The organism is Pseudomonas sp. NCCP-436 (genome assembly GCF_019656335.1).
Taxonomy (GTDB): Bacteria; Pseudomonadota; Gammaproteobacteria; order Pseudomonadales; family Pseudomonadaceae; genus Aquipseudomonas.
This window is the reverse complement of the sequence record NZ_BPLZ01000018.1, coordinates 1-25,710: the sequence shown is the minus strand read 5'-3', so window position 1 is coordinate 25,710 and position 25,710 is coordinate 1. Positions and strand designations below refer to the sequence as shown.

At 61.4% G+C, this 25,710-nt stretch carries 23 protein-coding genes and 1 pseudogene; 19 read left to right on the top strand and 5 right to left on the bottom strand.

The window, feature by feature from the left end:
• Nucleotides 1-34 precede the first annotated feature (34 nt).
• From hscA to NCCP436_RS15635, 14 genes are all read left to right on the top strand, one after another.
• Nucleotides 35-1,900 carry a Fe-S protein assembly chaperone HscA gene (gene hscA / locus NCCP436_RS15700; protein WP_220804905.1) on the top strand — a complete coding sequence of 622 codons (1,866 nt, stop codon included), beginning with the start codon at nucleotides 35-37 and terminating at the stop codon, nucleotides 1,898-1,900.
• A 3-nt stretch (nucleotides 1,901-1,903) separates the two neighbouring features.
• On the top strand, nucleotides 1,904-2,245 hold the full coding sequence (fdx, locus tag NCCP436_RS15695; protein ID WP_220804904.1) for an ISC system 2Fe-2S type ferredoxin: 342 nt from the start codon (nucleotides 1,904-1,906) through the stop codon (nucleotides 2,243-2,245).
• Nucleotides 2,246-2,260: 15 nt separating this feature from the next.
• Nucleotides 2,261-2,458 carry a Fe-S cluster assembly protein IscX gene (gene iscX, locus NCCP436_RS15690; protein ID WP_220804903.1) on the top strand — a complete coding sequence of 66 codons (198 nt, stop codon included), beginning with the start codon at nucleotides 2,261-2,263 and terminating at the stop codon, nucleotides 2,456-2,458.
• 150 nt (nucleotides 2,459-2,608) lie between these two features.
• Complete coding sequence (gene ndk / locus NCCP436_RS15685) at nucleotides 2,609-3,040, top strand: nucleoside-diphosphate kinase (RefSeq protein WP_220804902.1); 432 nt, start codon at nucleotides 2,609-2,611, stop codon at nucleotides 3,038-3,040.
• A 28-nt stretch (nucleotides 3,041-3,068) separates the two neighbouring features.
• A complete protein-coding gene (gene rlmN / locus NCCP436_RS15680) occupies nucleotides 3,069-4,220 on the top strand; it encodes a 23S rRNA (adenine(2503)-C(2))-methyltransferase RlmN (RefSeq protein ID WP_220804901.1) in 1,152 nt (383 codons plus the stop codon).
• Between the two features lie 13 nt (nucleotides 4,221-4,233).
• Nucleotides 4,234-4,992: a type IV pilus biogenesis/stability protein PilW gene (pilW, locus tag NCCP436_RS15675; protein WP_220804900.1), complete on the top strand. Its 759-nt coding sequence runs from the start codon at nucleotides 4,234-4,236 to the stop codon at nucleotides 4,990-4,992.
• Entirely contained in the window at nucleotides 4,992-5,954 is a 963-nt protein-coding gene (locus tag NCCP436_RS15670; protein WP_220804899.1) for a RodZ family helix-turn-helix domain-containing protein, read from the top strand. Before pilW ends, NCCP436_RS15670 begins: the two co-directional genes overlap by 1 nt.
• A gap of 3 nt (nucleotides 5,955-5,957) precedes the next feature.
• Entirely contained in the window at nucleotides 5,958-7,070 is a 1,113-nt protein-coding gene (gene ispG / locus NCCP436_RS15665) for a flavodoxin-dependent (E)-4-hydroxy-3-methylbut-2-enyl-diphosphate synthase (RefSeq protein WP_220804898.1), read from the top strand.
• A 138-nt stretch (nucleotides 7,071-7,208) separates the two neighbouring features.
• Nucleotides 7,209-8,498: a histidine--tRNA ligase gene (gene hisS / locus NCCP436_RS15660; protein WP_220804897.1), complete on the top strand. Its 1,290-nt coding sequence runs from the start codon at nucleotides 7,209-7,211 to the stop codon at nucleotides 8,496-8,498.
• Between the two features lie 34 nt (nucleotides 8,499-8,532).
• On the top strand, nucleotides 8,533-9,171 hold the full coding sequence (locus NCCP436_RS15655) for a tetratricopeptide repeat protein (RefSeq protein ID WP_220804896.1): 639 nt from the start codon (nucleotides 8,533-8,535) through the stop codon (nucleotides 9,169-9,171).
• A gap of 4 nt (nucleotides 9,172-9,175) precedes the next feature.
• Entirely contained in the window at nucleotides 9,176-10,315 is a 1,140-nt protein-coding gene (bamB, locus tag NCCP436_RS15650; protein ID WP_220804946.1) for an outer membrane protein assembly factor BamB, read from the top strand.
• A 109-nt stretch (nucleotides 10,316-10,424) separates the two neighbouring features.
• Entirely contained in the window at nucleotides 10,425-11,900 is a 1,476-nt protein-coding gene (gene der / locus NCCP436_RS15645) for a ribosome biogenesis GTPase Der (RefSeq protein ID WP_220804895.1), read from the top strand.
• Between the two features lie 122 nt (nucleotides 11,901-12,022).
• A complete protein-coding gene (locus NCCP436_RS15640) occupies nucleotides 12,023-13,171 on the top strand; it encodes a pyridoxal phosphate-dependent aminotransferase (protein ID WP_220804945.1) in 1,149 nt (382 codons plus the stop codon).
• Between the two features lie 71 nt (nucleotides 13,172-13,242).
• Nucleotides 13,243-14,025 carry an amidohydrolase gene (locus tag NCCP436_RS15635; protein WP_220804894.1) on the top strand — a complete coding sequence of 261 codons (783 nt, stop codon included), beginning with the start codon at nucleotides 13,243-13,245 and terminating at the stop codon, nucleotides 14,023-14,025.
• A 127-nt stretch (nucleotides 14,026-14,152) separates the two neighbouring features.
• Here the strand turns inward: NCCP436_RS15635 and leuA are convergent, their stop codons facing one another.
• The 5 genes from leuA to NCCP436_RS15610 form a co-directional block, all read right to left on the bottom strand.
• Nucleotides 14,153-15,823 carry a 2-isopropylmalate synthase gene (leuA, locus tag NCCP436_RS15630; RefSeq protein ID WP_220804893.1) on the bottom strand — a complete coding sequence of 557 codons (1,671 nt, stop codon included), beginning with the start codon at nucleotides 15,821-15,823 and terminating at the stop codon, nucleotides 14,153-14,155.
• 328 nt (nucleotides 15,824-16,151) lie between these two features.
• Nucleotides 16,152-17,402 carry a mechanosensitive ion channel family protein gene (locus tag NCCP436_RS15625; protein WP_220804892.1) on the bottom strand — a complete coding sequence of 417 codons (1,251 nt, stop codon included), beginning with the start codon at nucleotides 17,400-17,402 and terminating at the stop codon, nucleotides 16,152-16,154.
• A 108-nt stretch (nucleotides 17,403-17,510) separates the two neighbouring features.
• On the bottom strand, nucleotides 17,511-18,353 hold the full coding sequence (locus tag NCCP436_RS15620) for a peptidoglycan DD-metalloendopeptidase family protein (RefSeq protein WP_220804891.1): 843 nt from the start codon (nucleotides 18,351-18,353) through the stop codon (nucleotides 17,511-17,513).
• 6 nt (nucleotides 18,354-18,359) lie between these two features.
• On the bottom strand, nucleotides 18,360-19,739 hold the full coding sequence (xseA, locus tag NCCP436_RS15615) for an exodeoxyribonuclease VII large subunit (RefSeq protein WP_220804944.1): 1,380 nt from the start codon (nucleotides 19,737-19,739) through the stop codon (nucleotides 18,360-18,362).
• Nucleotides 19,740-19,756: 17 nt separating this feature from the next.
• Nucleotides 19,757-20,653: a LysR family transcriptional regulator gene (locus NCCP436_RS15610; RefSeq protein WP_220804890.1), complete on the bottom strand. Its 897-nt coding sequence runs from the start codon at nucleotides 20,651-20,653 to the stop codon at nucleotides 19,757-19,759.
• 89 nt (nucleotides 20,654-20,742) lie between these two features.
• Between NCCP436_RS15610 and NCCP436_RS15605 the strand changes: the two genes are divergently transcribed.
• The 5 genes and pseudogenes from NCCP436_RS15605 to NCCP436_RS15585 all read left to right on the top strand — a co-directional run.
• The gene (locus tag NCCP436_RS15605; protein WP_220804889.1) at nucleotides 20,743-21,198 is read left to right on the top strand and encodes a multidrug/biocide efflux PACE transporter; all 456 of its coding nucleotides are present in this window, start codon (nucleotides 20,743-20,745) and stop codon (nucleotides 21,196-21,198) included.
• A gap of 68 nt (nucleotides 21,199-21,266) precedes the next feature.
• Nucleotides 21,267-21,821: a sugar ABC transporter ATPase gene (locus NCCP436_RS15600; RefSeq protein WP_220804888.1), complete on the top strand. Its 555-nt coding sequence runs from the start codon at nucleotides 21,267-21,269 to the stop codon at nucleotides 21,819-21,821.
• 122 nt (nucleotides 21,822-21,943) lie between these two features.
• On the top strand, nucleotides 21,944-23,413 hold the full coding sequence (gene guaB, locus NCCP436_RS15595) for an IMP dehydrogenase (protein WP_220804887.1): 1,470 nt from the start codon (nucleotides 21,944-21,946) through the stop codon (nucleotides 23,411-23,413).
• Nucleotides 23,414-23,488: 75 nt separating this feature from the next.
• On the top strand, nucleotides 23,489-25,066 hold the full coding sequence (guaA, locus tag NCCP436_RS15590) for a glutamine-hydrolyzing GMP synthase (RefSeq protein WP_220804886.1): 1,578 nt from the start codon (nucleotides 23,489-23,491) through the stop codon (nucleotides 25,064-25,066).
• A gap of 316 nt (nucleotides 25,067-25,382) precedes the next feature.
• Nucleotides 25,383-25,710, top strand: a pseudogene (locus NCCP436_RS15585) (IS3 family transposase); the annotation flags it as partial.

Below are 25,710 nucleotides of genomic sequence, written 5' to 3'. Positions count from 1 at the left end.
CAGTGACAGCCCGCCTGATGATTTCAAGAAGACCATGGCCTTATTGCAGATTGCCGAGCCAGGACAGAGCCCGCAACCGCACCAGCGTCGGCTGGCGGTGGGGATCGATCTGGGCACTACCAACTCGCTGGTTGCTGCGGTGCGCAGCGGTCTTGCCGAGCCGCTGGCCGATGCTGATGGCAGGATCATTCTGCCGTCAGCGGTGCGTTACCACTCCGACCGTGTCGAGGTTGGTCGTTCTGCCCGGGCGGCAGCCTCGCGTGATCCGCTCAATACCGTGATGTCGGTCAAGCGCCTGATGGGGCGGGGTATCGCCGATGTGCAGCAGTTGGGCGAGCAGTTGCCCTACCGTTTCACGGCCGGGGAATCGCACATGCCGTTTATTGAAACGGTGCAGGGGCCGAAAAGTCCAGTCGAGGTATCGGCAGAGATCCTCAAGGCGCTGCGCCTGCGCGCCGAGCAGACGCTTGGCGGCGAACTGGTCGGGGCTGTTATCACGGTGCCGGCGTATTTCGACGATGCCCAGCGCCAGGCCACCAAGGATGCCGCGCGTCTGGCCGGCCTGAATGTCCTGCGTCTGCTCAACGAGCCTACCGCTGCTGCGGTGGCCTATGGTCTGGATCAGAAGGCCGAAGGTGTGGTGGCGATCTACGATCTTGGTGGCGGAACATTCGACGTTTCCATCCTGCGCCTGACCGGTGGGGTCTTCGAGGTGCTGGCTACTGGTGGCGATACGGCGCTCGGTGGGGATGATTTCGATCATGCCGTCGCCGACTGGATTGTCCGTCAGGCTGGCCTGTCGCAGGATCTGGATCCGGCGGCCCAGCGCAGTCTCCTGCAGGAAGCCTGTGCCGCCAAGGAGGCGCTGACCAGCGCGGAAACCACACCGGTGTGCTACGGCCAGTGGCAGAGTAGCCTCTCGCGTGTGCAATTCGAGGCGCTGATAGAGCCTCTGGTGGCGCGTAGCCTGAAGGCCTGCCGGCGTGCTGTGCGCGATTCCGGTGTCGAGCTGGATGAGGTAAGCGCGGTGGTCATGGTCGGAGGTTCGACCCGTGTGCCGCGGGTGCGTGAGGCGGTCGGTGAACTGTTTGGTCGTACTCCGTTGACCAATATCGACCCGGATCAGGTGGTGGCCATTGGTGCCGCTATCCAGGCCGATACCCTTGCAGGTAACCGTCGTGGCGATGGCGAAGAGCTGTTGCTGCTGGACGTGATACCGCTTTCGCTCGGTCTGGAGACCATGGGCGGGCTGATGGAGAAGGTCATCCCGCGCAACACCACTATTCCGGTGGCGCGTGCACAGGAGTTCACCACCTATAAGGATGGCCAGACGGCCATGATGATCCATGTGCTGCAGGGGGAGCGCGAGCTGGTCGCCGACTGCCGCTCGCTGGCGCGTTTTGAGCTGCGCGGCATTCCGCCGATGGTGGCCGGCGCAGCGAAGATCCGTGTGACCTTTCAGGTCGATGCCGACGGCCTGCTCAGTGTATCGGCCCGTGAGACAAGCTCCGGTGTTGAAGCGACCATTCAGGTCAAGCCTTCCTATGGTCTGACTGATGGTGAGATCGCCCGCATGTTGCAGGACTCCTTCCAGAATGCCGGCGACGACAAGGCTGCCCGAGCCCTGCGCGAGCAGCAGGTCGAGGCTCGTCGTCTGCTGGAGGCGGTGGAAGGTGCGTTGCAGATCGATGGCGAGCGTCTGCTCGATAGCGAAGAGCGCAAGGCGATCGAGCTGCAGATGCAGATGCTGCGCGAGCTGCTCGAAAGCAGTGACCTACAGGAAATCGAGCGTCAGACTCGGCGACTGTCGCAGGTTACCGATGCCTTTGCCGCCCGGCGTCTGGATGCTACGGTGAAAGCCGCCTTGGCCGGGCGCAATCTGAACGAGATCGAGGAATAACTGATGCCGCAGGTGATTTTTCTGCCTCATGAACGCTTCTGCCCGGAGGGGCTGGTAGTGGAAGCCGAACCGGGGGTGTCCATCCTGGAACTGGCGCACGCCAACCATATCGAGATGGAGAGCGCCTGCGGCGGTGTGTGTGCCTGCACCACCTGCCACTGCATCGTGCGTGAAGGCTTCGACTCGCTGAATGAAGCCGATGAGCTGGAAGAGGACTACCTGGACAAGGCGTGGGGGCTTGAGGCGCAATCGCGCCTGGCCTGCCAGGCCATTGTGGGTGAGGAAGACCTTACCATCGAGATTCCCAAGTATTCTCTCAACCACGCGGCCGAAGCGCCCCATTGAGCACGGAGAGCCGATATGAGTCTGAAGTGGGTGGATGTGCAGGACATCGCCATCGAGCTGAGTGAAAGCCGGCCTGATGTCGATCCGCGTTATGTGAATTTCGTCGATCTGCACCGTTGGGTCGTCGAGCTTCCGCAATTTTCCGATGATCCCAAACGTGGCGGAGAGAAGGTTCTCGAAGCCATTCAGGCGGCCTGGATCGAGGAGCTCTGAGGCGAGGGCGGTGCGGCGATGACTGGTCGTGCCGTGTTCGACGCTTTTGCTTGCAGTCTCGGCCTGTCGGCTGTGGCTGCTGCTACAGAACCCGCGTATAATTCGCGGGTTTAATTTTTTGCTTTAACCTTCAAGTTTCTGGAGTCTTACATGGCTGTTCAACGTACCTTCTCCATCATCAAGCCCGACGCCGTTGCCAAGAACGTCATCGGTGAGATCACCACTCGCTTCGAAAAGGCCGGTCTGCGCGTCGTTGCGTCGAAGATGGTGCAACTGTCCGAACGTGAAGCAGCCGGTTTCTACGCCGAGCACAGCGAGCGTGGCTTCTTCAAGGATCTGGTTGCCTTCATGACTTCCGGCCCGGTGATCGTTCAGGTTCTCGAAGGCGAAAACGCCATTGCCAAGAACCGTGAGCTGATGGGCGCTACCAACCCGAAGGAAGCCGCGCCGGGCACCATCCGTGCCGATTTCGCCGTTTCCATCGACGAGAACGCCGTGCATGGTTCCGACTCCGAAGCTTCGGCTGCCCGCGAGATCGCTTACTTCTTCTCTGCTACCGAGCTGTGCGAGCGCATTCGCTGATTGCTGCGAATGAGTCTGAGGTGAAACCATGACCACTATCCCTGCCGGCAAAGTCAACCTGCTGGGCCTGACCCAGCCGGAAATGGAGCGTTTCTTCGAGTCCATCGGCGAGAAGCGCTTTCGTGCCGGCCAGGTAATGAAGTGGATTCACCACTTTGGTGTCGATGACTTCGCCGCCATGACCAATGTCGGCAAGGCCTTGCGCGAGAAGCTCGAGGCCTGTGCCGAGATTCGCGGCCCTGAAGTAGTCAGCGAGAATATTTCTGCCGATGGCACACGCAAGTGGGTAGTGCGAGTGGCATCCGGTAGCTGTGTGGAGACGGTGTACATTCCGCAGAACGGTCGTGGCACCCTGTGTGTGTCCTCGCAGGCCGGTTGTGCGCTGGATTGCAGCTTCTGCTCTACAGGCAAGCAGGGATTCAATAGCGATCTGACCGCTGCCGAGATCATCGGCCAGGTATGGATCGCCAACAAATCCTTCGGCACCGTGCCGGCCAAGATCGACCGTGCCATCACCAACGTGGTGATGATGGGCATGGGCGAGCCGCTGCTGAATTTCGATAATGTCGTAGCCGCCATGCAGATCATGATGGACGACCTGGGCTACGGTATTTCCAAGCGCAAGGTTACCCTGTCGACCTCCGGCGTGGTGCCGATGATCGACAAGCTGGGCGAGGTGATCGACGTTTCCTTGGCGCTGTCGTTGCATGCACCGAATGACGAACTGCGCAACCAGTTGGTACCGATCAACAAGAAGTACCCGCTGGATGTTCTGCTGGCTGCCTGCAAGCGCTACGTCGCCCGTCTTGGCGAGAAGCGCGTGCTGACTGTCGAGTACACCCTGCTCAAGGGTGTCAATGATCAGCCCGAGCATGCTGAGCAGATGATCGCACTTCTGGCTGACGTACCTTGCAAGATCAACCTGATTCCGTTTAATCCATTCCCCTTTTCCGGGTACGAGCGACCGAGCAATAACGCTATCCGCCGTTTCCAGGATCTGTTGCACAAGGCCGGGCACAACGTCACGGTGCGCACCACCCGCGGTGACGACATCGATGCCGCCTGTGGCCAGTTGGTCGGACAGGTCATGGATCGTACGCGGCGTAGCGAGCGTTACATTGCCGTGCGCCAGTTGAGCAGCGAGGCACAAACGCCTCTGGCTGTTGCCAATCGAAACTGAAGAGAGGATTGCCATGACTTTGCGCCCTGCGCTGTTGATGCTTGTTGCCGGTTTGCTCGGTGGTTGCGTGACCACCGGCCATGTCGACCCCATGCGTACGGCGGAAGGACGTGAAAAGGCGCGCGATGCCTATATCGAACTTGGCGTCGCCTATATCCAGCAGGGTGATACCCAGCTCGCCAAGGTGCCGTTGAAGAACGCGCTGGAGATCGATCCGGCCAGCGCCGACGCCCACGCCGTGCTGGCCATGGCCTTCCAGATGGAGATGGAGCCGCAACTGGCCGATCAGCATTTTCGCAAGGCGCTGTCGCAGCGTCCGAAGGATGCACGTCTGTTGAACAATTACGCAGGTTTCCTGTTTGAGCAGAAACGCTATCAGGATGCCCTGGACACCTATCTCAAGGCCGCTGAGGACAACCTCTATCCGGAGCGTTCGCGGGTGTTCGAAAACATGGGGCTCACGGCCCTGGAACTGGGCCAGCGAGAGCAGGCCAAGCAATATTTTCAGCGGGCGCTGCGCCTGTCCAGCAATCAGCCGCGCGCTTTGCTGGAGATGGCGATCCTCTCCTTCGAGGATCGTGAATATGTGCCGGCGCGAAGCTACTACGAGGGTTACAGCGCGCTTGCACCGCAGAATGCACGCAGCCTGCTGCTGGGCGTACGCCTGGCGGAGGTGTTCGAAGATCGTGACCGGGCTGCCAGCCTCGGATTGCAACTACGCCGCCTGTACCCAGCCTCTCAGGAATACCAGCAATACATGTCGGGGCAATAATGAAAGCGGCCAATAGCGAAGTGGTACAGCCCAAACCGGGCAATCCGGGCGAGAGCCTACGCCAGGCCCGGGAAGCGCGTGGGCTTAGCGTTGCCGAAGTGGCTGCGCAGCTCAACCTGACTCAACAACGCCTGAATCAGATCGAGGCCGGTGCTTTTGACAAGTTACCAGGCACAACCTTTGCCCGTGGTTATGTACGGGCCTACGCCAAGCTGTTGGAGCTGGATCAGAATCGCCTGGTTATGGAGTTCGATCAGTTCACTGGTGCCGACTCTGCGGGCAGCGACGTACACAGCCTGGGGCGTATCGAAGAGCCAGCCCGCTACTCCCAGAGTATTCTGCGCCTGTTCAGCTTCGTGTTGCTGTTGGCGCTGATTGGTGCGGGTTTCCTCTGGTGGCAGGAGCGGGGAGGCTACAGCGCAGGTTTGGCTGATCTGGGCCTGGAGCATGTCGAGGTGGAAGGCGCGGATGGCCGCACTCAGGTGCATTCTCTGGCTGAGCCGGAAGATCAGGCAGTCATTGCGGCACAGGTCAATGAGCCTGATGCGGCGCTGCCGCTGCCGATCGAGGGTGAGCAAGCTGAGGCCGCAACTATGACGGAAGGCGAGGAAGCGCAGCTGGCCATCACCGACAGCGCTGCGCCCGCCGAGATTACGCCTCTGCAGGCCGAGGCCCCGCAGACTGCTGTCGCTCCGGTTGAGCCGGTCAAACCGGCCGCAGGCGAGGGGATTCTGGTGGTCCAGTACGTTGCTGACTGCTGGACGCAGGTGACCGATGCCAATGGCAAGGTGCTGCTCAGTGAGCTCAAGCGCAAGGGTGATCGTGTCGAACTGACTGGCAAGGCTCCGATGGAGCTGCGTCTCGGTTTTGCCCGGGGTGCCCAGGTCAGTTACAACGGCGAAGCAGTGGACGTATCAACGCATACCACAGGCGAAACCGCACGTCTGAAACTGGGGTTGTAAATCATGCATTGCGAATCGCCGATCAAGCGCCGTGTGTCGCGCAAGATTCAGGTTGGCTCGGTCGCGGTGGGCGGTGATGCGCCCATCAGCGTACAGAGCATGACCAATACCGATACCCACGATGTGGCCGCTACCGTGGCGCAGATACGTCGGCTGGAAGACGCCGGCGCCGATATCGTTCGAGTTTCGGTTCCGGACATGGAGGCTGCCGAGGCTTTTGGCCGGATCAGGCAGCAAGTGTGCTTGCCGCTGGTCGCCGATATTCACTTCGACTATCAGATCGCCCTGCGTGTGGCCGAGCTGGGCGTCGACTGCCTGCGGATCAACCCGGGCAATATCGGGCGTGAGGATCGGGTTCGCGCGGTGGTCGAGGCCGCCCGCGATAAGGGTATTCCGATCCGCATCGGGGTTAATGCCGGTTCGCTGGAAAAGGATCTGCAGAAAAAGTATGGCGAGCCGACTCCGCAGGCACTGGTCGAATCCGCCTTGCGTCATGTCGAGCACCTTGACCGGCTGAATTTCCCGGATTTCAAGGTCAGTGTGAAGGCCTCGGACGTGTTCATGGCTGTCGAGGCCTATCGCCTGCTGGCCACCCAGATCGAGCAGCCGCTGCATTTAGGTATCACCGAGGCCGGTGGCCTGCGCTCCGGCACCGTGAAGTCTGCCGTCGGCCTGGGCATGTTGCTGGCCGAGGGTATAGGCGACACCATTCGTATCTCCCTGGCTGCCGATCCGGTAGAGGAGATCAAGGTCGGCTTCGATATCCTCAAGTCCCTGCGACTGCGTTCGCGCGGTATCAACTTCATTGCCTGCCCGAGCTGTTCGCGGCAGAACTTCGATGTGGTCAAGACCATGAACGAGCTGGAAAGCCGTGTCGAGGATCTGCTGGTGCCCATGGATGTGGCGGTGATCGGCTGCGTGGTCAACGGCCCGGGTGAAGCCAAGGAGGCCCATATCGGGCTGACTGGCGGGACGCCGAATAACCTGGTCTACATCGATGGCAAGCCCGCCACGAAACTGACCAATGAGAACCTGGTGGATGAGCTTGAAAAACTCATCCGTGACAAGGCGGCGGAAAAGGCCGCTGCCGATGCTGCCGTGATCGTGCGTGGTTGAGTGTTGCGGCATGGAAACTCTGAGCTGGGCAACAACGGCCGAGAGCGCGCAGTTTGGGCATTGCAGATAAGCATTTTGAGGCCGTTTTAAATGACGGCCGTAACGCAGGCAGTTTCAGCGGCCTGCTAAGGATTTTTTGTGAGCAAGTCCCTACAAGCCATACGTGGCATGAACGATATCCTGCCGGAGCAGACGCCTGCCTGGCGCTATCTGGAAAACACCCTGGTCAGCCTGCTCGACGGCTATGGCTACAGGGAAATTCGCCTGCCTATCGTCGAGTACACCGAGCTGTTCGCACGTGGTATCGGCGAGGGTACCGACGTGGTCGACAAGGAGATGTACACCTTCCTTGATCGCAACGAGGAATCGCTGACTCTGCGCCCGGAGGGTACGGCCGGTTGCGTGCGCGCTGTGCTCGAACACGGCCTGAGCGGCGGCGGCCAGGTGCAGAAACTGTGGTATGCCGGTCCGATGTTCCGCTACGAAAAACCGCAGAAGGGCCGCTATCGCCAGTTTCATCAGGTAGGTGTGGAAGCCTTCAACCTGCCGGGGCCGGATGTCGATGCCGAACTGATCGTGCTCACCTGGCGGCTGTGGAAACAGCTCGGCCTTGCCGATGCGGTAACCCTGCAGCTCAACAGCCTCGGCTCCAGTGAAGCGCGCGCGGCCTATCGTGACGCCCTGGTGGCCTACCTGCAGGAGCGTTTCGATCAGCTTGACGAGGACAGCCAGCGCCGTCTGACGACCAATCCGCTGCGTATTCTCGACAGCAAGAACGAGCAGACCCAGGCGCTGCTGGTCGGTGCGCCGACCCTGAGCGACTACCTCGATGAGGAGTCGCGCCAGCACTTTGAAGGGGTCAAGGCCCGCCTGGATGCCGCAGGCATCCGCTACGAGATCAATCACAAGCTGGTGCGTGGGCTGGATTATTACAATCGCACCGTGTTCGAGTGGGTGACCGACAAGCTCGGTGCGCAGGGTACAGTCTGTGCCGGCGGCCGCTACGACGGTCTGGTCGGCCAACTGGGTGGCAAGCCGACCCCGGGCGTGGGTTTTGCCATGGGCGTCGAGCGTCTGGTGCTGCTGCTGGAAACCTTGGAATTGCTTCCGGCCGAATTGAACCGGGCAGCCGAGGTATATGTCTGTGCCTTCGGCGAGGCGGCTGAGCTGGCGGCCCTGGCGCTGGCAGAGCGTCTGCGTGATCAACTGCCGGGGCTGCGCCTGCTGGTCAATAGTGGCGGCGGCAGTTTCAAGAGCCAGTTCAAGAAGGCTGACAAGAGCGGCGCGCGCTACGCGCTGATTCTGGGGGAGGACGAACTGGCCGCGCGCGTGGTAGGTTGCAAGCCGCTGCGCGACGATAGCGAACAACAAAGCATTGCCTGGGATGCGTTGGCCGAGCATCTGGCAGGCCGCCTCCAGCGCGGCTGAGCAGGCTCTCGAATCAAGGAGTACGGGGTTAGACATGCAGACCGAAGACGAACAGATCGCGCAACTCAAGGAGTGGTGGGAGCGTAACGGTAAGCCGTTGCTGACAGGTGGCCTGCTGGCACTGGTGGTTGTGTTCGGCTGGCAGGGCTGGCAGAAGTACCAGCTCAATCAGTCTCACGGAGCCTCTGCGTTGTACCAGCAATTGGTTGAGGCGGCGCTTGATCCATCCGGCAAGCCGGATGCGGCCAAGGTGGCCGAACTGGCTGGCAAGCTCGGCAGCGAGTATGGCGGCAGTCATTACGCCCAATACGGCAGTCTGTTCGTAGCCAAGGTTGCAGTCGACGGTGGTCGGCTGGAGGATGCGGTGACAGCCTTGCAGACAGTTCTCGACAAGCCGGCCGATGCCGTGTTGGGCGAAATGGCCCGGCAGCGCCTGGCACGTGTGCTGGCAGCCCAAAACAAGGCCGAGGATGCGCTCAAGCTGCTCGATGCCAAGGTGGACGACGCTTTCCTGGCCAGCCGCGAGGAACTCAAGGGCGACCTGCTGGCTCAGCTTGGCCGTACTGACGATGCCCATGCCGCTTATCAAAAGGCCAAGGATGCGCTGGCTGAGGACGCTGCCGTTGGTGCTCTGCAGATGAAGCTGGACGACCTGGCAAAAGGGGAAGCGTGACGTGATGCGTTGGAAGAATGTCGCACTGCTGGCCCTGGCCGTCCTGGCCGTGGGTTGCAGCAGCAATAGCAAGAAGGAACTGCCGCCGGCGGAGCTGACCAAGTTCGACGTGGAGGTGGAGCTGCGCACCCAGTGGAGCCGTTCGATCGGCGACGGGCAGGGTGAAACCTTCAACATGCTGGTGCCGGCCATCGATGGCGAGGTGATCTATGCCGCCGATGTCGAGGGGCTGGTGGTGGCCATGGATCGCACTAGCGGGAAGGTAATCTGGCGCAAGGCGCTGGATATTCCGGTTTCCGGCGCCATTGCAGCCGGCTACGGCCAGGTTCTGCTGGGAACGCTCAAGGGCGAAGTGATCGCGCTGGATTCCACTAGCGGCGAAGAGCAGTGGCGCGCACGGGTGACCAGCGAAGTCCTGGCCGCGCCCGCCAGCAACGGCGATATCGTCGTGGTACAAACCCAGGACGACCGTCTGATCGCATTCGACGCCAGCACCGGCAACCAGCGCTGGATTGTCGAGAACACTCCGGCCGTGCTGACCCTGCGTGGCACGGGTGCACCGCTGGTTACCAACCGCCTGGTGGTTGCCGGCCTGTCCAGTGGCAAGGTAATTGCGGTCGATGCACAGCGCGGTCTGCCGGTTTGGGAGCAGCGTGTGGCAATTCCTCAGGGACGTTCCGAGCTGGAGCGTGTAGTGGACATCGATGGAGGCCTGCTGCTCTCCGGCGGTACCGTCTACGCGGTCAGCTACCAGGGTCGGGTCGCTGCCATGGAGCTGGAGTCCGGGCGCATGCTCTGGCAGCGTGAGGCTTCCAGCTCGGTGGGTGTTGCGCAGGGCTTCGGCAACGTTTATGTCAGTCATGCCAGCGGCACCGTCGAGGCCATCGACGAGCGCAGCGTTTCGGCACTGTGGAGCAACGATGCCCTTGCGCGCCGTCAGTTGTCGGCGCCGGAGGTATTCTCCAGCTACGTGGCGGTAGGTGACCTGGAAGGCTATCTGCACCTGTTGAGCCAGGTGGACGGTCGTTTTGTCGGCCGCGTTCGCATCGACAGCAGCGGTCTGCGAGCACGCCCGCTTGTGGTTGGCGACTGGCTGTACGTATACGGCAATAGCGGCAAGCTGATGGCGCTGACCATCAAGTGAACCGGCTATGCTGCATCCAGGACTTTGTCCCGGATGCAGCCTCAAGTTTCCCGGCCGCTGCCCATGCAGCGGCCTTTGCATTTTCTGAATTAACGAAGTGGAGAGCCTGATGGTTCCCGTAATTGCCCTGGTGGGCCGGCCGAATGTCGGCAAGTCCACGCTCTTCAACCGCCTGACCCGCAGCCGCGACGCCATCGTCGGTGATCTGTCCGGTCTGACCCGCGATCGCCAGTACGGCGAGGCGAAGTGGCAGGGGCGTACCTATATCGTGATTGATACTGGTGGTATCTCCGGTGACGAGGAGGGCATCGACGCGAAGATGGCCGAGCAGTCGCTGCAGGCTATCGAGGAAGCCGATGCGGTGTTGTTCCTGGTGGACGCTCGTGCCGGCATGACGGCTTCCGACCAGATGATCGGTGAGCACCTGCGCCGTCGCAACAAGCGCAGTTTCCTGGTGGTGAACAAGGTCGACAACCTCGATGTTGACCTGGCTCGTGCCGAATTCAGCCCCATGGGGCTGGGTGAGCCGCTGGCCATTGCCGGTGCTCATGGCCGCGGCATCAGTCAGATGCTCGAAGCGGTTCTGAGCATCTTCCCCAAGGATGCCGGCGAGCCGGAGGACGGCGAAGCCGAGGAAGAGGTTCAGGAGGGTCAGGAAGCCAAGCGTATCCCCGGGCCCAGCGAGAAGGACGGCATCAAGCTGGCCATTATCGGGCGCCCCAATGTGGGCAAGTCCACCCTGGTAAACCGCATGCTCGGCGAGGAGCGCGTGGTGGTATTCGATCAGGCCGGCACCACCCGTGACAGTATTTACATCCCCTTCGAGCGTGACGGTGAGAAGTACACCCTGATCGACACCGCTGGCGTGCGCCGTCGCGGCAAGATCTTCGAGGCGGTGGAGAAATTCTCGGTCGTCAAGACGCTGCAGGCAATCCAGGATTCCAACGTGGTGGTGTTCGTCATGGACGCCCGCGAAGGGGTGGTCGACCATGACCTGAACCTGCTGGGCTTCGTGCTGGAAAGCGGACGCGCTCTGGTGATCGCGCTGAACAAGTGGGACGGCATGGATCAGGGGCAGAAGGATTACGTGAAGACCGAGCTGGAGCGCCGGCTGTTCTTCGTCGATTTCGCTGACATCCACTTCATTTCCGCGTTGCACGGTACCGGTGTCGGTCATCTGTACAAGTCGGTACAGGCTGCCTTCCACTCGGCCATTACCCGCTGGCCTACCAGCCGCCTGACGCAAATTCTTGAGGACGCGGTGAGCGACCACGCCCCGCCACTGGTCAACGGCCGTCGCATCAAGCTGCGCTATGCCCACCTGGGCGGTGCCAACCCGCCCTTGATCGTGATCCACGGCAACCAGGTGGACGAAGTGCCGAGAGCCTACACCCGTTATCTGGAGAACACCTACCGGCGTGTGCTGAAGCTGGTGGGGACGCCGATCCGCATTGAGTACAAGGGGGGGGAGAACCCTTATGAGGGCAAGAAGAACAAGCTCACCGAACGTCAGGTGAACAAGAAGCGGCGCTTGATGAGCCATCACAAGAAGGCCGAGAAAAAGCGCAAGGACAAGCGTCGCTAAACCGGGCAGCTCGCGCCAGGGCGGTATAAGCAAGTTCCGGCTTTTCATAAGCCGGATGACTGCCCTTGGCGCCGGCCCTGGGCTATGCTCGCGGCTTGCTCAAGACCCAGCAGGAAGTCGCAATGCTCGCCAGCAAACTGCCCAACGTCGGTACCACCATCTTCACCCGCATGTCCCAGCTCGCCGCAGATGTCGGTGCGCTCAACCTTTCCCAGGGCTTCCCCGATTTCGACGGGCCTCAGGCCCTTCGCGAGGCGGTGGCCCGCAACGTAATGGAAGGTCGCAACCAGTACTCGCCGATGACCGGGCTGCCGGCGCTGCGTCAGCAGGTGTCAGCCAAGCTGCTGCGCTGCTATGGCGTGCAGCGCGATGCCGACAGCGAGATCACCATTACCCCGGGAGCCACCGAAGCGATTTTCTGCGCGGTGCAGGCGGTGATCCGCCCGGGCGATGAGGCCATCGTCCTTGATCCCTGTTACGACAGCTACGAGCCGTCGGTGGAACTGGCCGGTGGACGCTGCGTGCATGTGCCACTGGCGCTGCCGGATTTTGCCGTGGACTGGCAGCGCCTGGCCGATGCCATCGGCCCACGTACTCGGGCAATCTTCCTCAATTCCCCACACAACCCCAGCGGCGCGCTGCTCTCGCGTACTGACCTGGACAAGTTGGCAGGGTTGATCCGCGACCGTGAGATTTACCTGATCAGCGACGAGGTCTATGAGCATCTGATCTACGACGGCGTGCAGCACGCCAGTGTGCTGGCTCACGAGGAGCTGTACGCACGCGCCTTTGTGGTCAGCTCTTTTGGCAAGACCTACCACGTTACCGGCTGGAAGACCGGTTATGTGGTAGCGCCGCCGGCGCTGAGCGCCGAGCTGCGCAAGATCCACCAGTACGTCAACTTCTGCGGTGTGACACCCATGCAACATGGGCTGGCCGAGTACATGGCGGCGCATCCGGAGCATGTCGAGGAACTGCCGGCCTTCTACCAGGTCAAGCGCGATCTGTTCTGCGACCTGTTGGCCGGCTCGCGTTTCCGCTTCAAGCGCACGCCCGGTACCTATTTCCAACTGGCCGACTATTCGGCAATCCGTCCGGACCTGGACGACGTGGCCATGGCCGAATGGCTGACCCGCGAGCATGGCGTGGCGGCCATACCAGTATCAGTGTTCTACCAGTCGGCACCCAGGGATATGCGTCTGGTGCGCTTCTGCTTCGCCAAGCGCGAGCAAACCCTGCGTGAGGCCGCCGAAAAGCTCAGCGCCGTATAGCGCTGCAACGGATTTACCCCGAACGAAGGAGGTGCTCGCCCACCTCCCTATTCCATGGCGAGTAATGTGTGATGAATGACAGACCCGATCTCGAACTGGCGCTGATCCAGACCACTCTGGCCTGGCAGGACCCTGCGGCCAACCGCAAGCATTTTCAGACGCTGCTGGAGCAGGCCCATGGCGCCGATCTGGTGCTACTGCCGGAGATGTTCTCCACCGGTTTTTCCATGGAGTCTGCCGTGCTCGCTGAGCCTGAAGACGGCCCCATGACGCTCTGGATGAAGGAGCAGGCGCAGGCAGTTGGTGCGGTTATCGGTGGCAGCCTGATCATCCAGGCGGCAGACGGCAGCTACCGCAACCGTTTTCTCTGGGCGCGTCCGGACGGCTCCCTGGCGTATTACGACAAGCGTCACCTGTTCCGCATGGCCGGTGAGCACCAGCATTACAGTGCCGGTGAGCAGCGTGTGGTACTGGAGCTCAAGGGCTGGCATGTGCGTCCGCTGATCTGTTACGACCTGCGTTTCCCGGTGTGGGCGCGCAATACCGGCGATACCGATCTACTGATCTATACCGCGAACTGGCCGGCACTGCGACGTAACCACTGGAACCGGCTATTGCCGGCACGTGCCATTGAGAACCTGTGCTATGTCGCCGGGGTGAACCGGGTTGGCGAAGATCCCAATGGGCATGCCTATACCGGCGACTCCCAGGTGCTGGATTTCCAGGGTGACACGCTGCTGGCAACAGGTGAGGGCGACGGGGTGTTCCGTGTCCGTCTTTCGAGTGAAGCGCTGTATGCCTATCGTGAGCGTTTCCCGGCGCACCTGGATGCGGATGCCTTTACCCTGAGCTGATCCGCCAGGCGTCTCTGGCAACTGTCAGGGTGACAGCGGCGGGCGTTGATCGCAAAACCGCAGACTAATCCGAACAGTAAAACGCCGGGCATTGCCCGGCGTTTTACTGTGTCCTTGCGGAAGAGGATCAGGCTGCTTGCGAATCGGCCTGGCTCAGGGCGCGGTTCAGGGCACTGAAGAGAGCGCGGAAACTGGCCGTGGTCAGGTTCTCGTCAATGCCGATACCGTGCAGAGCGCGGCCGCCGTTGACACGCAGCTCAATGTAGGCTGCTGCCTTGGCATTGGTACCGGCGCCGATGGCATGCTCGCTGTAGTCCATCACCTCGACCGAAACCGGCAGAGCCGCTGCCAGCGCCTCCAGCGGCCCCTTGCCGATGCCGCGCCAGTGGCGGTTCTCGCCGTTTTCAACTACTTCCACATCAACGGCACTGGTGCCGTTCTCTTCCTGGAGGCGATGGCTTTTCAGCGCGTAGGGCGCGTCGGCCTGCAGGTACTCGCTCTCAAGCAGGGCATAGATCTGCTGTGCGGTCATTTCCAGGCCGAGACGATCGGTTTCACGCTGTACTACCTGGCTGAACTCGATCTGCATGCGGCGTGGCAGGCTGATGCCGTATTCCTGCTCCAGCAGGAAGGTGATGCCCCCCTTGCCGGACTGGCTGTTGACGCGAATTACCGCTTCGTAGTCGCGGCCGATATCGGCCGGGTCGATTGGCAGGTACGGCACTTCCCAGATCGCGTCCGGCTTCTGCTGGGCGAAGCCCTTGCGGATGGCGTCCTGGTGCGAGCCGGAGAAGGCGGTGTGGACCAGATCACCGACATACGGATGGCGCGGATGGACCGGAATCTGGTTGCACTCTTCAACAACTTTGCGCACCGCATCGATGTCGGAGAAGTCCAGCTGCGGATCCACACCCTGGGTGTAGAGGTTCAAGGCCAGAGTCACCAGGCAGACGTTGCCGGTCCTCTCGCCGTTACCGAACAGGCAGCCTTCCACGCGGTCGGCACCGGCCATCACAGCCAGCTCGGAAGCGGCCACGCCAGTGCCTCGGTCGTTGTGGGTGTGCACGCTGATCAGCACGCTGTCGCGCTTGTTGATGTGGCGACCGAACCATTCCACCTGGTCGGCATAGTTGTTCGGCGTGGCGCACTCGATAGTGGCCGGCAGATTGAGGATCAACTTGTTGGCCGGGGTCGGCTGGAACACGTCGATCACCGCGTTGCACACTTCGACGGCGAAGTCGGTCTCGGTGCTGCTGAATACTTCAGGCGAGTACTCGAACCCCCACTGGGTTTCCTGCGCTGCTTCAGCGAGGCGCTTAATGGTCTTGCCGGCGGCCACGGCAATGGCTTTCACGCCAGCCTTGTCCTGGTTGAAGACGATCTTGCGAAAGGCCGGGGCGCAGGCGTTGTAGTAGTGGACGATGGCCTTCTTGGCGCCTTTGAGCGATTCAAAGGTACGTTCGATCAGGTCGTCGCGGGCCTGGGTCAGCACCTGAATGGTCACGTCATCCGGAATGTGACCGCCCTCGATCAGCTCGCGGACGAAGTCGAAGTCGGTCTGCGAGGCAGACGGAAAGCCCACTTCGATTTCTTTCAGACCCACTGCCACCAGACACTTGAAGAAGCGCATTTTCTTCTCGGCATCCATCGGCTCGATCAGCGACTGGTTGCCATCGCGCAGGTCGGTCGACAGCCAGATTGGCGCCTTGTCGATGATTTTGTCCGGCCAGGTGCGATCCGGGAGCTGGATTGGGGTAAAGGGGCGGTATTTCTTCGACGGGTCTTTGAGCATGGTCATGATCTATGTGTCCTTTGTACTGCCAGGCTTGTGGCGCTGGCGATCAGGCTAACGAGCGAGAGGCGTGGCGATCAGCTACGCAGTCGCTGGGCAACCAGTTGCAGGCAACTGTGTTGCCGTAACAGGAGGGAATGAGGCGTGTGCATGCTGACAACCCTACTTACCAGGGTTAAAGATGGCAATACGCTTGCAAAAAACGCGTGTTAATTGCGTATAAAGCGTTAACTTGGCGAGAGTTTGCTCTGGGGGCGAGGTTTTTTACGATTTATTGCTGGAGGCACAGCAACCTCCGCGCCGCAGCCCGGCTCGGGCTGCGGCAGGCAGGGCTTCAGTGCGACTCGGCGACAGGCAGGCGTAGTTCGCGCATATCGGCACCGCTCGGGTGCTGGAACACGCGCAGGCCAAATTCCGGAAGGATAGCGAGCAGGTGGTCGAAGATGTCTGACTGGATGCTTTCGTAGGCATTCCACGCCACGGTGTTGGTGAAGCAATAGATCTCCAGCGGCAGGCCGTCAGCCGTTGGGCTGAGCTGGCGTACCAGTAGCGTCATGTCTTGATGGATGTTGGGACTGTTGCGCAGGTAATGCTCGACATAGGCACGGAAGCTGCCGATGTTGGTGATGCGTCGGGTATTGACCGGCTCCTTGCCGTGCTCGGCCAGCCGGGCATTCCAGTCTCGCAGCTCCTGATCCTTACGGTCGAGGTAGTCGTCGAGCAGCATGAAACGGCGCAGGCGGGCGATTTCCTCGTCACAGAGGAAATGTACGCTGGTTTGATCCAGATACAGCGCACGCTTGATCCGCCGGCCACCGGATTCCTGCATTCCGCGCCAGTTCTTGAACGGGTCGGTGATGAAGCGTTTGGTCGGGATGGTGGTGATGGTCTTGTCCCAGTTCTGCACCTTGACCGTGTGCAGGGCGATGTCGATCACGTCGCCATCGGCATTGAGTTGCGGCATTTCCACCCAGTCACCGACGCGGATGATGTCGCTGGAGGAAATCTGCACGCTGGCTACCAGCGACAGCAGGGTGTCCTGGAAGATCAGCATCAGCACCGCAGCCATGGCACCGAGGCCGGACAGCAGGATCAGCGGCGAGCGGTCGATCAGAGTAGCCACCATGAGGATCGCAGCAATGGCGAACAGGGCGATCTTGACCACCTGCAGGTAGCCCTTGATGGGCTTGAGATGGGCATTCTGGCGACGCTGGTAGAGCGTGTTGAGGATGTCCAGCAGGGCGCCGATAGCCAGCGCGATGGTCAGGATGATGAAGGCGCTGCAGACATTGTGGGTGATAGTGACCACTGTTTTCGGCATGCCCGGCACCAGCATCACGCCAGCCGACAGCACCAGTGCCGGGACGATATTGGACAGGCGTTTGATAATGCCGCTTTCCTTGATCTGGCCGTGACGCCCCAGAGTGGTGGCGCCAACCAGGCGGTAGATGGCACGTACCAGGATGCGCTTGACGATCCAGTTCGACAGCCAGGCGGCAATGATCAGCGCCAGGCTGGCGCTAAAGGTGAGCAGTTCCGGCTGTTCGTTCAGCCAGTTCGTCCAATGGGTGAGCTCGTTCGGCATTTCCGACTCCGCAACGGAATTGATTTAAGCGTTAGGGAAGGCGGGCTTCCCCGCTTTCAGAGCGGCAGACCTTAGCAAAGTTGCCGTCTGCGCCCAAATATCGCTGATTCAGGGCTTGAAGGCGCCGATAAAGATCGACGGGTCGACGCGGGCGTCGTTGAGGCTGACGTTCCAGTGTAGATGTGGCCCGGTGGCGCGGCCGGTGGCGCCGACCTTGCCGATGTGACCACCGCGGGGAATCTGCTGGCCCGGTTTCACATCAATCTCCGAGAGATGGCAGAACATGCTGATCAGCCCCTGACCGTGATCCAGGAACACTGTCTTGCCGTTGAAAAAGTAGTCACCGACCAGGATCACCTCGCCGGCGGCCGGCGCCTTGATCGGAGTACCGCGATTGGCGGCGAAATCCAGCCCGGAGTGCGGGTTGCGTTCTTCACCGTTGAAGAAACGACGCAAGCCGAAGGGACTGGACAGTGGCCCGTTGACCGGCTTTTCGAACAACAGATTGCTCGGCTGGCGGGCGCTGAAGCGCTGGTAGGCGCGGGTCTGCTCGGCCAGCTCACGTTCGATGCGCTTGAGGTTATCGGCATTGGGCGTGACCTGCTGCTGGTTCTTCAGGGTGATGCGTTGCTCGGCGTAATGCCGGGTACCAACCTCGAAGGGCAGTGTGCGGCCGTCGTCCAGTTCGATCTGTTGGCGGCCAGGTTTTACGCTTAGCGCAAGGCCGACGATGGCGATCCAGCGCTGACCATCCTCATGCACAGTGAGCACCGGTTTGCCCTGGTAGCGAACCTTGGGCGGCTGTTGTGGATTGCCCAGATCGATCACTGCCACGCCGCCTGGCACCGGTTTGTTCAGCAGGCGGGTGATGAAGCCTTCGGCGTGAACCGGAAGACTGAGGAGCAGGGCCAGCAGGCCGGTGAACAGATGACTACGGTTAGACTTGGGCATCGTTTTTCAGTCCAGCAGCGACAGGGTCGCCGGTTGCAGATGGTTGTCTTCGACCCGCACATCCAGCACACCTTCGCTCAGGCGTGCCTTCAGTCGCTGGCCCGGTTCGGTCTGGGCGGCGCTGCGCAAGGCCTGGCCACGTTCGTCGAGCAGGATGCTGTAGCCCCGGCCAAGGGTAGCCAGTGGACTGACGATTTGCAGTTGTGCCGCCAGTGCGCCCAGTTGCTGGTGCTGGCTGCGCAACTGTCCCTGGATTGCCCGGGGCAGGCGCTCGGCCAGGCTATCGAGGCGCTGACGCAGCAGGTGCAGGGTGCGACCAGGGTGCTGAGCTGCCAGGCGGGTGTCGAGGCGTGCCAGGCGTTCGTGCTGCTGCTGCAACCGCAGGCGGGCTGCGCGGCGCAGGCGCATGTCCAGTTCGTCGAGGCGCTGCGCCTGCTGGCGCAGACGCTCGCCGGGGTGACGCAGGCGCCGGCTGATGCCTTCCAGACGCAGATGCTCGCGTGCCAGGCGGCCCTGCATCTGCAACATCAGACGGCGCTGCAGGGTATGCAGGCGCTGTAGCAGTTCGCCGCTATCCGGTGCCAGCAGCTCTGCGGCGGCCGATGGAGTCGGAGCGCGTACGTCGGCAACAAAGTCGCTGATCGATATGTCGGTCTCGTGGCCAACCGCGCTGATGATGGGCGTGCTGCAGGCTGCCACGGCACGGGCTACGGCTTCCTCGTTGAAGCACCAGAGATCTTCCAGCGAGCCACCGCCACGGGCCAGGATCAGCGCGTCGAAGCCGCGTGCGTCGGCCAGCTGCAGGGCTCGGACGATCTGGGCAATGGCCTCATTCCCCTGCACAGCGGTGGGGATCAGGTTCAGCTCCACCTGCGGCGCACGGCGGCGGAATACGCTGATGATGTCGCGGATTACCGCTCCGGTGGGCGAGGTAACGATGCCGATGCGCTGCGGATGACGTGGCAGCGGGCGCTTGCGCTCGGCGGCGAACAGGCCTTCGGCGCCGAGTTTTTCCTTCAGTGCTTCGAAGGCCAGGCGCAGGGCGCCATCGCCGGCTGGCTCAAGCGTATCGAGGATCAGTTGGTAGTCGCCACGCCCCTCGAACAGCGAGACCTTGCCGCGTACTTTCACGGCCAGGCCGTCGCGCAGTACTTGGCGAACACGCGCAGCATTCTGGCGGAACAGGGCGCAGCGCACCTGAGCCTGGCTGTCCTTGAGAGTAAAGTAGACATGCCCGGAAGCAGGGCGGGCCAGATTGGAGATTTCGCCTTCCACCCAGATACTGGAGAACACGTCCTCCAGCAGCAGGCGAGCGCGGTTGTTGAGCTGGCTGACGCTGAGTACCTCGCAGTCGAGGTTCAGGCGCTTGAAGGGATCGTCGTACATGCCGCGCATGATAGGGCCTATGTCCAGGCAGGGCGACTGCCGTGTTCGCTCAGGTGTTCCAGCAACCAGGCGGCAATAGGCCCCAACGGCCGTTGCCGCGACCAGAGTGCATCGACCTGCACGCGCCGCGGCCAGCCCGGCAGTTGCAGCTCCACCAGGCGCTGGCGCCCGTAATTCTGAACCAGGTGGCGGGGCAGTGCCGTCCAGCCATAGCCCAGTTCGGCCATCTCCAGCAGCATTAGATAGTCCGGAGCCGACCAGCAGCGTCCGCTGGTATTCGGCAGCAGGTCGTCGGGCAGGGCATTGCGGCTGACGCTGCTCAGGCGCAACGCGCGGTGTTCGGCAAGATCCTCGTGACGCACAACCGTGAGGTTTGCCAGCGGATGCTGCCTGGCGGCAAAGAGAGCGAATTCGCCGAATCCGGGCAGCGGCCGGTGGGCCAGATGCGCCGGATAGCTGGCCTGCGCGGCTGTCAGGCCCAGTTGCACACGGCCTTGGTCGAGTAGATCGAGAATGTCCGCATGCTCGGCAATCACGCACTCGAAATTCAGTTCGGGAAAGCGCCGATCCAGCTCGGCGAAGCAGGCTTCGTACTGGTGCGACTGGTAGCTGTCGGAAAATGCCAGGGTCAGGCTCGCTTCATGGCCTTGCGCCAGTTGCACGGCATGGCGCACCAGCCGATCGCTGGCCTCGAGCACGGCTTCGGCGCGACTCAGCAGGCTGCTTCCGGCCTCGGTTAGCTGCAGTTGCCGGGCGCCGCGAACGAACAGCTCGACACCCAGATCCAGTTCAAGGCGGGCAACCGTCTCGCTGACGGTCGACTGGCGTTTGCCCAGGCGTCTGGCCGCCGCGCTGAAAGAACCGCAATGGGCTGCATGAGTAAAGGCAAGCAGAGCTTCAGGAGAAATATTCATATCGATTTGGCCGATGGCTGTTAATTGGTTTCTAACCTTTTAATCGATGATCATGGCGCTCAGATCAAATGTCTACATGAGGTTGTGTAATGAAAACCGCCATCGAGCGCTCACTTATCGAACGCATCGGCCATGCGCTGGCCTTTGAGTCGCTGGCTATCGCCATTATCGTGCCCGGCATGTTGCTGTTCCTGGACAAGCCGGTTTTTCACCTGGGAGTATTGGCGCTGATGTTCTCGACCATCGCCATGCTGTGGAACATGCTCTTCAACTATCTGTTTGACCGTGCTCAGGCGCGTATGGGCTTTGAGCGCGGTCTGCTGGTGCGCATAGCACATGCGCTGCTGTTCGAGGCGGGGTTGATTCTGGCCGTAGTGCCGCTGGCGGCCTGGTGGCTGTCGGTAGGTCTGTGGGAGGCGCTGCTGCTGGATATTGGCCTGATCCTGTTCTTCCTGCCTTATACGATAGGGTTCAACTGGCTTTACGACCTGGTTCGCGAGCGCATCATGACGCGGCGGCAGGCGTTGCCGGTAACTCTCGGCTGAGCTCTGGCAGGCTTGATTTGCCGGCGGCAGGCTCTATGCTGCCGGCTTTGCCAAGTAACGGCCCCACTATGCCTTCCCAGTTGATCCTCGTTCCGCAGATTTCCACCGTGCCTGCCCATGAAAGCAAGGCCCAGTCGCTGCTGGCCTGGCTGGTGCGTCAGCAGATTGTCGAAGCGCTGCCCACCACCTGTGGCTTTGGCGGCCGGGGCATGGCTTATGCCATCGGCCCCGCTGCCCGGCGTATCGCCGAACGTCCTGATCTACTGCCCTACGGGCAGCGCTACAACGGTCTGGAAGTGATCTCTGGGCGTTGCATCTATGTACCTACGGGCGACTTTCTCGAGGAAGCGGGCTGTCCCGAATGCCGTCAGGAAATCGGCGTGCCGCTGTTTGCCAGCCTGGAGGAATGGTTTCCGGGGGAGACAGATGTGTTCTGCTGCCCGGAGTGCGGCTTCGAGGACGATATCAACGGCTTTCTGTTTCTCCAGCCCTGCGGCTTTTCCAATCTGGGCTTCATCTTCAACGGCTGGGTTGAGGCCGGCTTGCGTCCGGCCTTCGTTGAAGCCTTCGCCGAACGACTGGGTTTTGCCGTGCGCCAGGTGGTGATCGAACAGCCGCTATAGCCCGGTTCTTGATGGCGCCAGGTTGGCAGGAGAATGCTGGCCGACGACTGCAATTGCGTTGAGTGAAACGCGCCAAGTCGATATAATGCCGCGCTTCTTATTTTCCCGCTCGGGAGCCCGCTATGCTGCGCATCAGCCAAGAAGCACTCACTTTCGACGACGTCCTGCTCATTCCCGGTTACTCCGAGGTTCTGCCCAAGGACGTCAGCCTCAAGACCCGCCTGACTCGTGGCATCGAACTGAATATACCACTCGTGTCCGCCGCGATGGACACCGTGACCGAAGCACGCCTGGCCATTGCCATGGCCCAGGAAGGCGGCATCGGCATAATCCACAAGAACATGACCATCGAGCAGCAGGCTGCCGAAGTGCGCAAGGTCAAGCGCTTTGAGTCCGGCGTGGTGAAGGATCCAATCACCATCGAGGCCGATGCCACCCTGCGCGACCTTTTCGAGCTGACCCACCAGCACAATATTTCCGGTGTGCCGGTGCTGCACCACGGCGATCTGGTAGGCATCATCACCTCGCGTGACGTGCGCTTCGAAAGCCGTATGGATGCCAAGGTGCGTGATGTCATGACCCCGAAGGAGCGCCTGGTCACCGTCAAGGAAGGCGAAGACAAGGACATCGTGCGCAAGCTGCTGCACAAGCACCGCATCGAGCGTGTGCTGATCGTCGACGACCAGTACCGCCTCAAGGGCATGATGACCGTCAACGACATCGAAAAAGCCAAGGCCTATCCGCTGGCCAGCAAGGATGCCGATGGCCAGCTGCGCGTTGGCGCTGCGGTCGGCACCGGCGCTGATACGGGTGACCGTGTAGCAGCATTGGTGGCTGCCGGCGTTGACGTGATCATCGTCGACACCGCCCACGGTCATTCCAAGGGCGTGATCGAGCGCGTGCGCTGGGTCAAGCAGAACTTCCCCGAGGTGCAGGTGATCGGTGGCAACATCGCTACCGGTGAGGCCGCTCTGGCTCTGGCAGAAGCCGGCGCCGACGGCGTCAAGGTCGGTATCGGCCCCGGCTCGATCTGCACCACCCGCATCGTCGCTGGTGTCGGCGTACCGCAGATCAGTGCTGTGGCCAATGTCGCTGCGGCTCTGGCAGGCACCGATGTACCGCTGATCGCTGATGGCGGCATCCGCTTCTCCGGTGATCTGTCCAAGGCCATCGTTGCCGGAGCCTCGGCCGTGATGATCGGCTCCATGCTGGCCGGTACCGAAGAGGCCCCGGGCGAAGTCGAGCTGTTCCAGGGCCGTTCCTACAAGGCCTACCGCGGTATGGGCTCGCTGGGCGCCATGGCCCAGGCGCAGGGCTCCTCCGACCGCTACTTCCAGGATTCCTCGGCTGGTGCCGAAAAACTGGTACCTGAGGGCATCGAAGGCCGTGTGCCATACAAGGGCGCGATGAGCGCCATCGTCCACCAGTTGATGGGTGGCCTGCGCGCCTCCATGGGTTACACCGGTTGTGCCACCATCGAGCAAATGCGCACCAAGCCACAGTTCGTCCGCATCACCGGCGCTGGCATGGCAGAGTCGCACGTCCATGACGTGCAGATTACCAAGGAAGCGCCGAACTACAGGGTCGGTTGATTCGACGCCATGTTGTGAATTACGGGGCTGTTCGATCAGCCCCGTGTCATTTGTGAATACCTACGAGAGACGGCCATGGCCCACGACATTCACGCTCACCGAATCCTGATTCTGGACTTCGGTTCCCAGTACACCCAACTGATTGCCCGGCGCGTGCGCGAGATCGGCGTTTACTGCGAACTGCACCCCTGGGACATGAGCGACGAGGACATCCGCGCCTTCGCCCCGCGCGGCATCATTCTCGCCGGCGGTCCGGAGTCGGTACATGAATCGGGCAGTCCACGTGCGCCGCAGGCAGTGTTCGACCTCGGTGTGCCGGTGCTGGGTATCTGCTACGGCATGCAAACCATGGCCGAGCAACTCGGCGGTAAGGTGGAAGGCTCGGATCTGCGTGAATTTGGCTATGCCCGGGTCGACGTGGTCGGCAAAAGCCAACTGCTCGATGGCATTGAGGATCACGTGGACGCCGATGGTCTGCTGGGCCTGGACGTGTGGATGAGCCACGGCGACAAGGTGACCCGCCTGCCGGAAGGTTTCAGTATCCTGGCCAGCACCCCGAGCTGTCCGATCGCCGCCATGAGTGATGACTGCCGCCGCTACTACGGCGTGCAGTTCCACCCGGAAGTGACCCACACCAAGCAGGGCGGCCGTATCCTGTCGCGCTTCGTGCTGGAAATCGCCGGTTGTGAAGCCCTGTGGACTCCGGCCAACATCGTCGAGGACGCGGTAGCCGCGATCCGAGCCCAGGTTGGCGACGCCAACGTGTTGCTGGGGCTGTCCGGCGGCGTGGACTCCTCGGTGGTGGCAGCGCTGCTGCACAAGGCCATCGGTGAGCAACTGACCTGCGTATTCGTCGACAACGGCCTGCTGCGCCTGAACGAAGGCGACCAGGTCATGGCCATGTTCGCCGAGAACATGGGCGTCAAAGTAATTCGCGTCAACGCCGAGCAACAGTTCCTCGACAATCTGGCCGGCGAGACTGACCCGGAGAAGAAGCGCAAGATCATCGGCCGTACCTTTATCGACGTTTTCGATGCCGAAGCCAACAAACTGGACAACATCCAGTTCCTCGCTCAGGGCACCATCTACCCGGACGTGATCGAGTCGGCCGGCGCCAAGAGCGGCAAGGCCCACGTGATCAAGAGCCACCACAACGTCGGCGGTCTGCCGGAGCAGATGAACCTGAAACTGATCGAGCCGCTGCGCGAGCTGTTCAAGGACGAAGTGCGCAAGATCGGTCTGGAACTGGGACTGCCCTATGACATGGTCTACCGCCATCCATTCCCGGGCCCGGGCCTCGGTGTACGCATCCTCGGCGAGGTGAAGAAGGAATACGCGGATCTGCTGCGCCGTGCCGACCACATCTTCATCGAAGAACTGCGCAAGGCCGACTGGTACCACAAGACCAGCCAGGCATTCGTAGTGTTCCAGCCGGTGAAATCTGTCGGAGTGGTCGGTGACGGTCGCCGCTACGCCTGGGTCGTCGCCCTGCGCGCGGTGGAAACCGTAGACTTCATGACCGCCCGCTGGGCGCACCTGCCCTACGAGCTGCTGGAAACCGTCAGCGGTCGCATCATCAACGAGATCGAAGGCATCTCCCGCGTCACCTACGACGTGTCGAGCAAGCCGCCGGCAACTATTGAGTGGGAATGATCCCGCGTCCGGCATAGACCGGCACCAAAGAGCATTAAAATACCTCTAAGCCCGCGTAATTGCGGGCTTTTTTCATTCTTGGCTTGGTACTGTCTGGCAAATTTTCGCATCGCCAAGCACCTCATTTCTATGGCATGGTAGATGGTACGATTTGAACCTGATGCCATGTTCGGCACTCGATACCATGCCGCCTCTGATGGTGTGTTCATGGTATTGAGTTTATATAACGCATTGTTCTGTATGGATTTTTTATAGGAAATTCGCGGCTTTTTGAGCATGGTATTTTTGAGAGGAAACCCAACCCGACCATGCTAACTGCCTGAAGGTTTCTGCTAGTGGCTATTACGCCTGGCAGGATCGCGAACCAAGCCTGCGGGCTCAAGAAAATGCGCGCCTGGTGAGGCGCATTCGGGAGATTCACGAGGACAGCCGTGGCGTGATCGGAGCGCCCCGGATGCACGAGGATCTTCTCGACGAGGGCGAAACCGTCAGCCTGAACCGCGTTGCTCGCCTGATGGCGGCCGAGCGCATTCAAGGCTGGCCTCGCCGTAAGAGACGTGGCTTTGGAAGAGTCGCCAGTAGCCGTCCAGCAGGCGTGAAAAACCTGCTGGAGCGCGACTTCACCGCGCAGGAGCCGGAGCGCA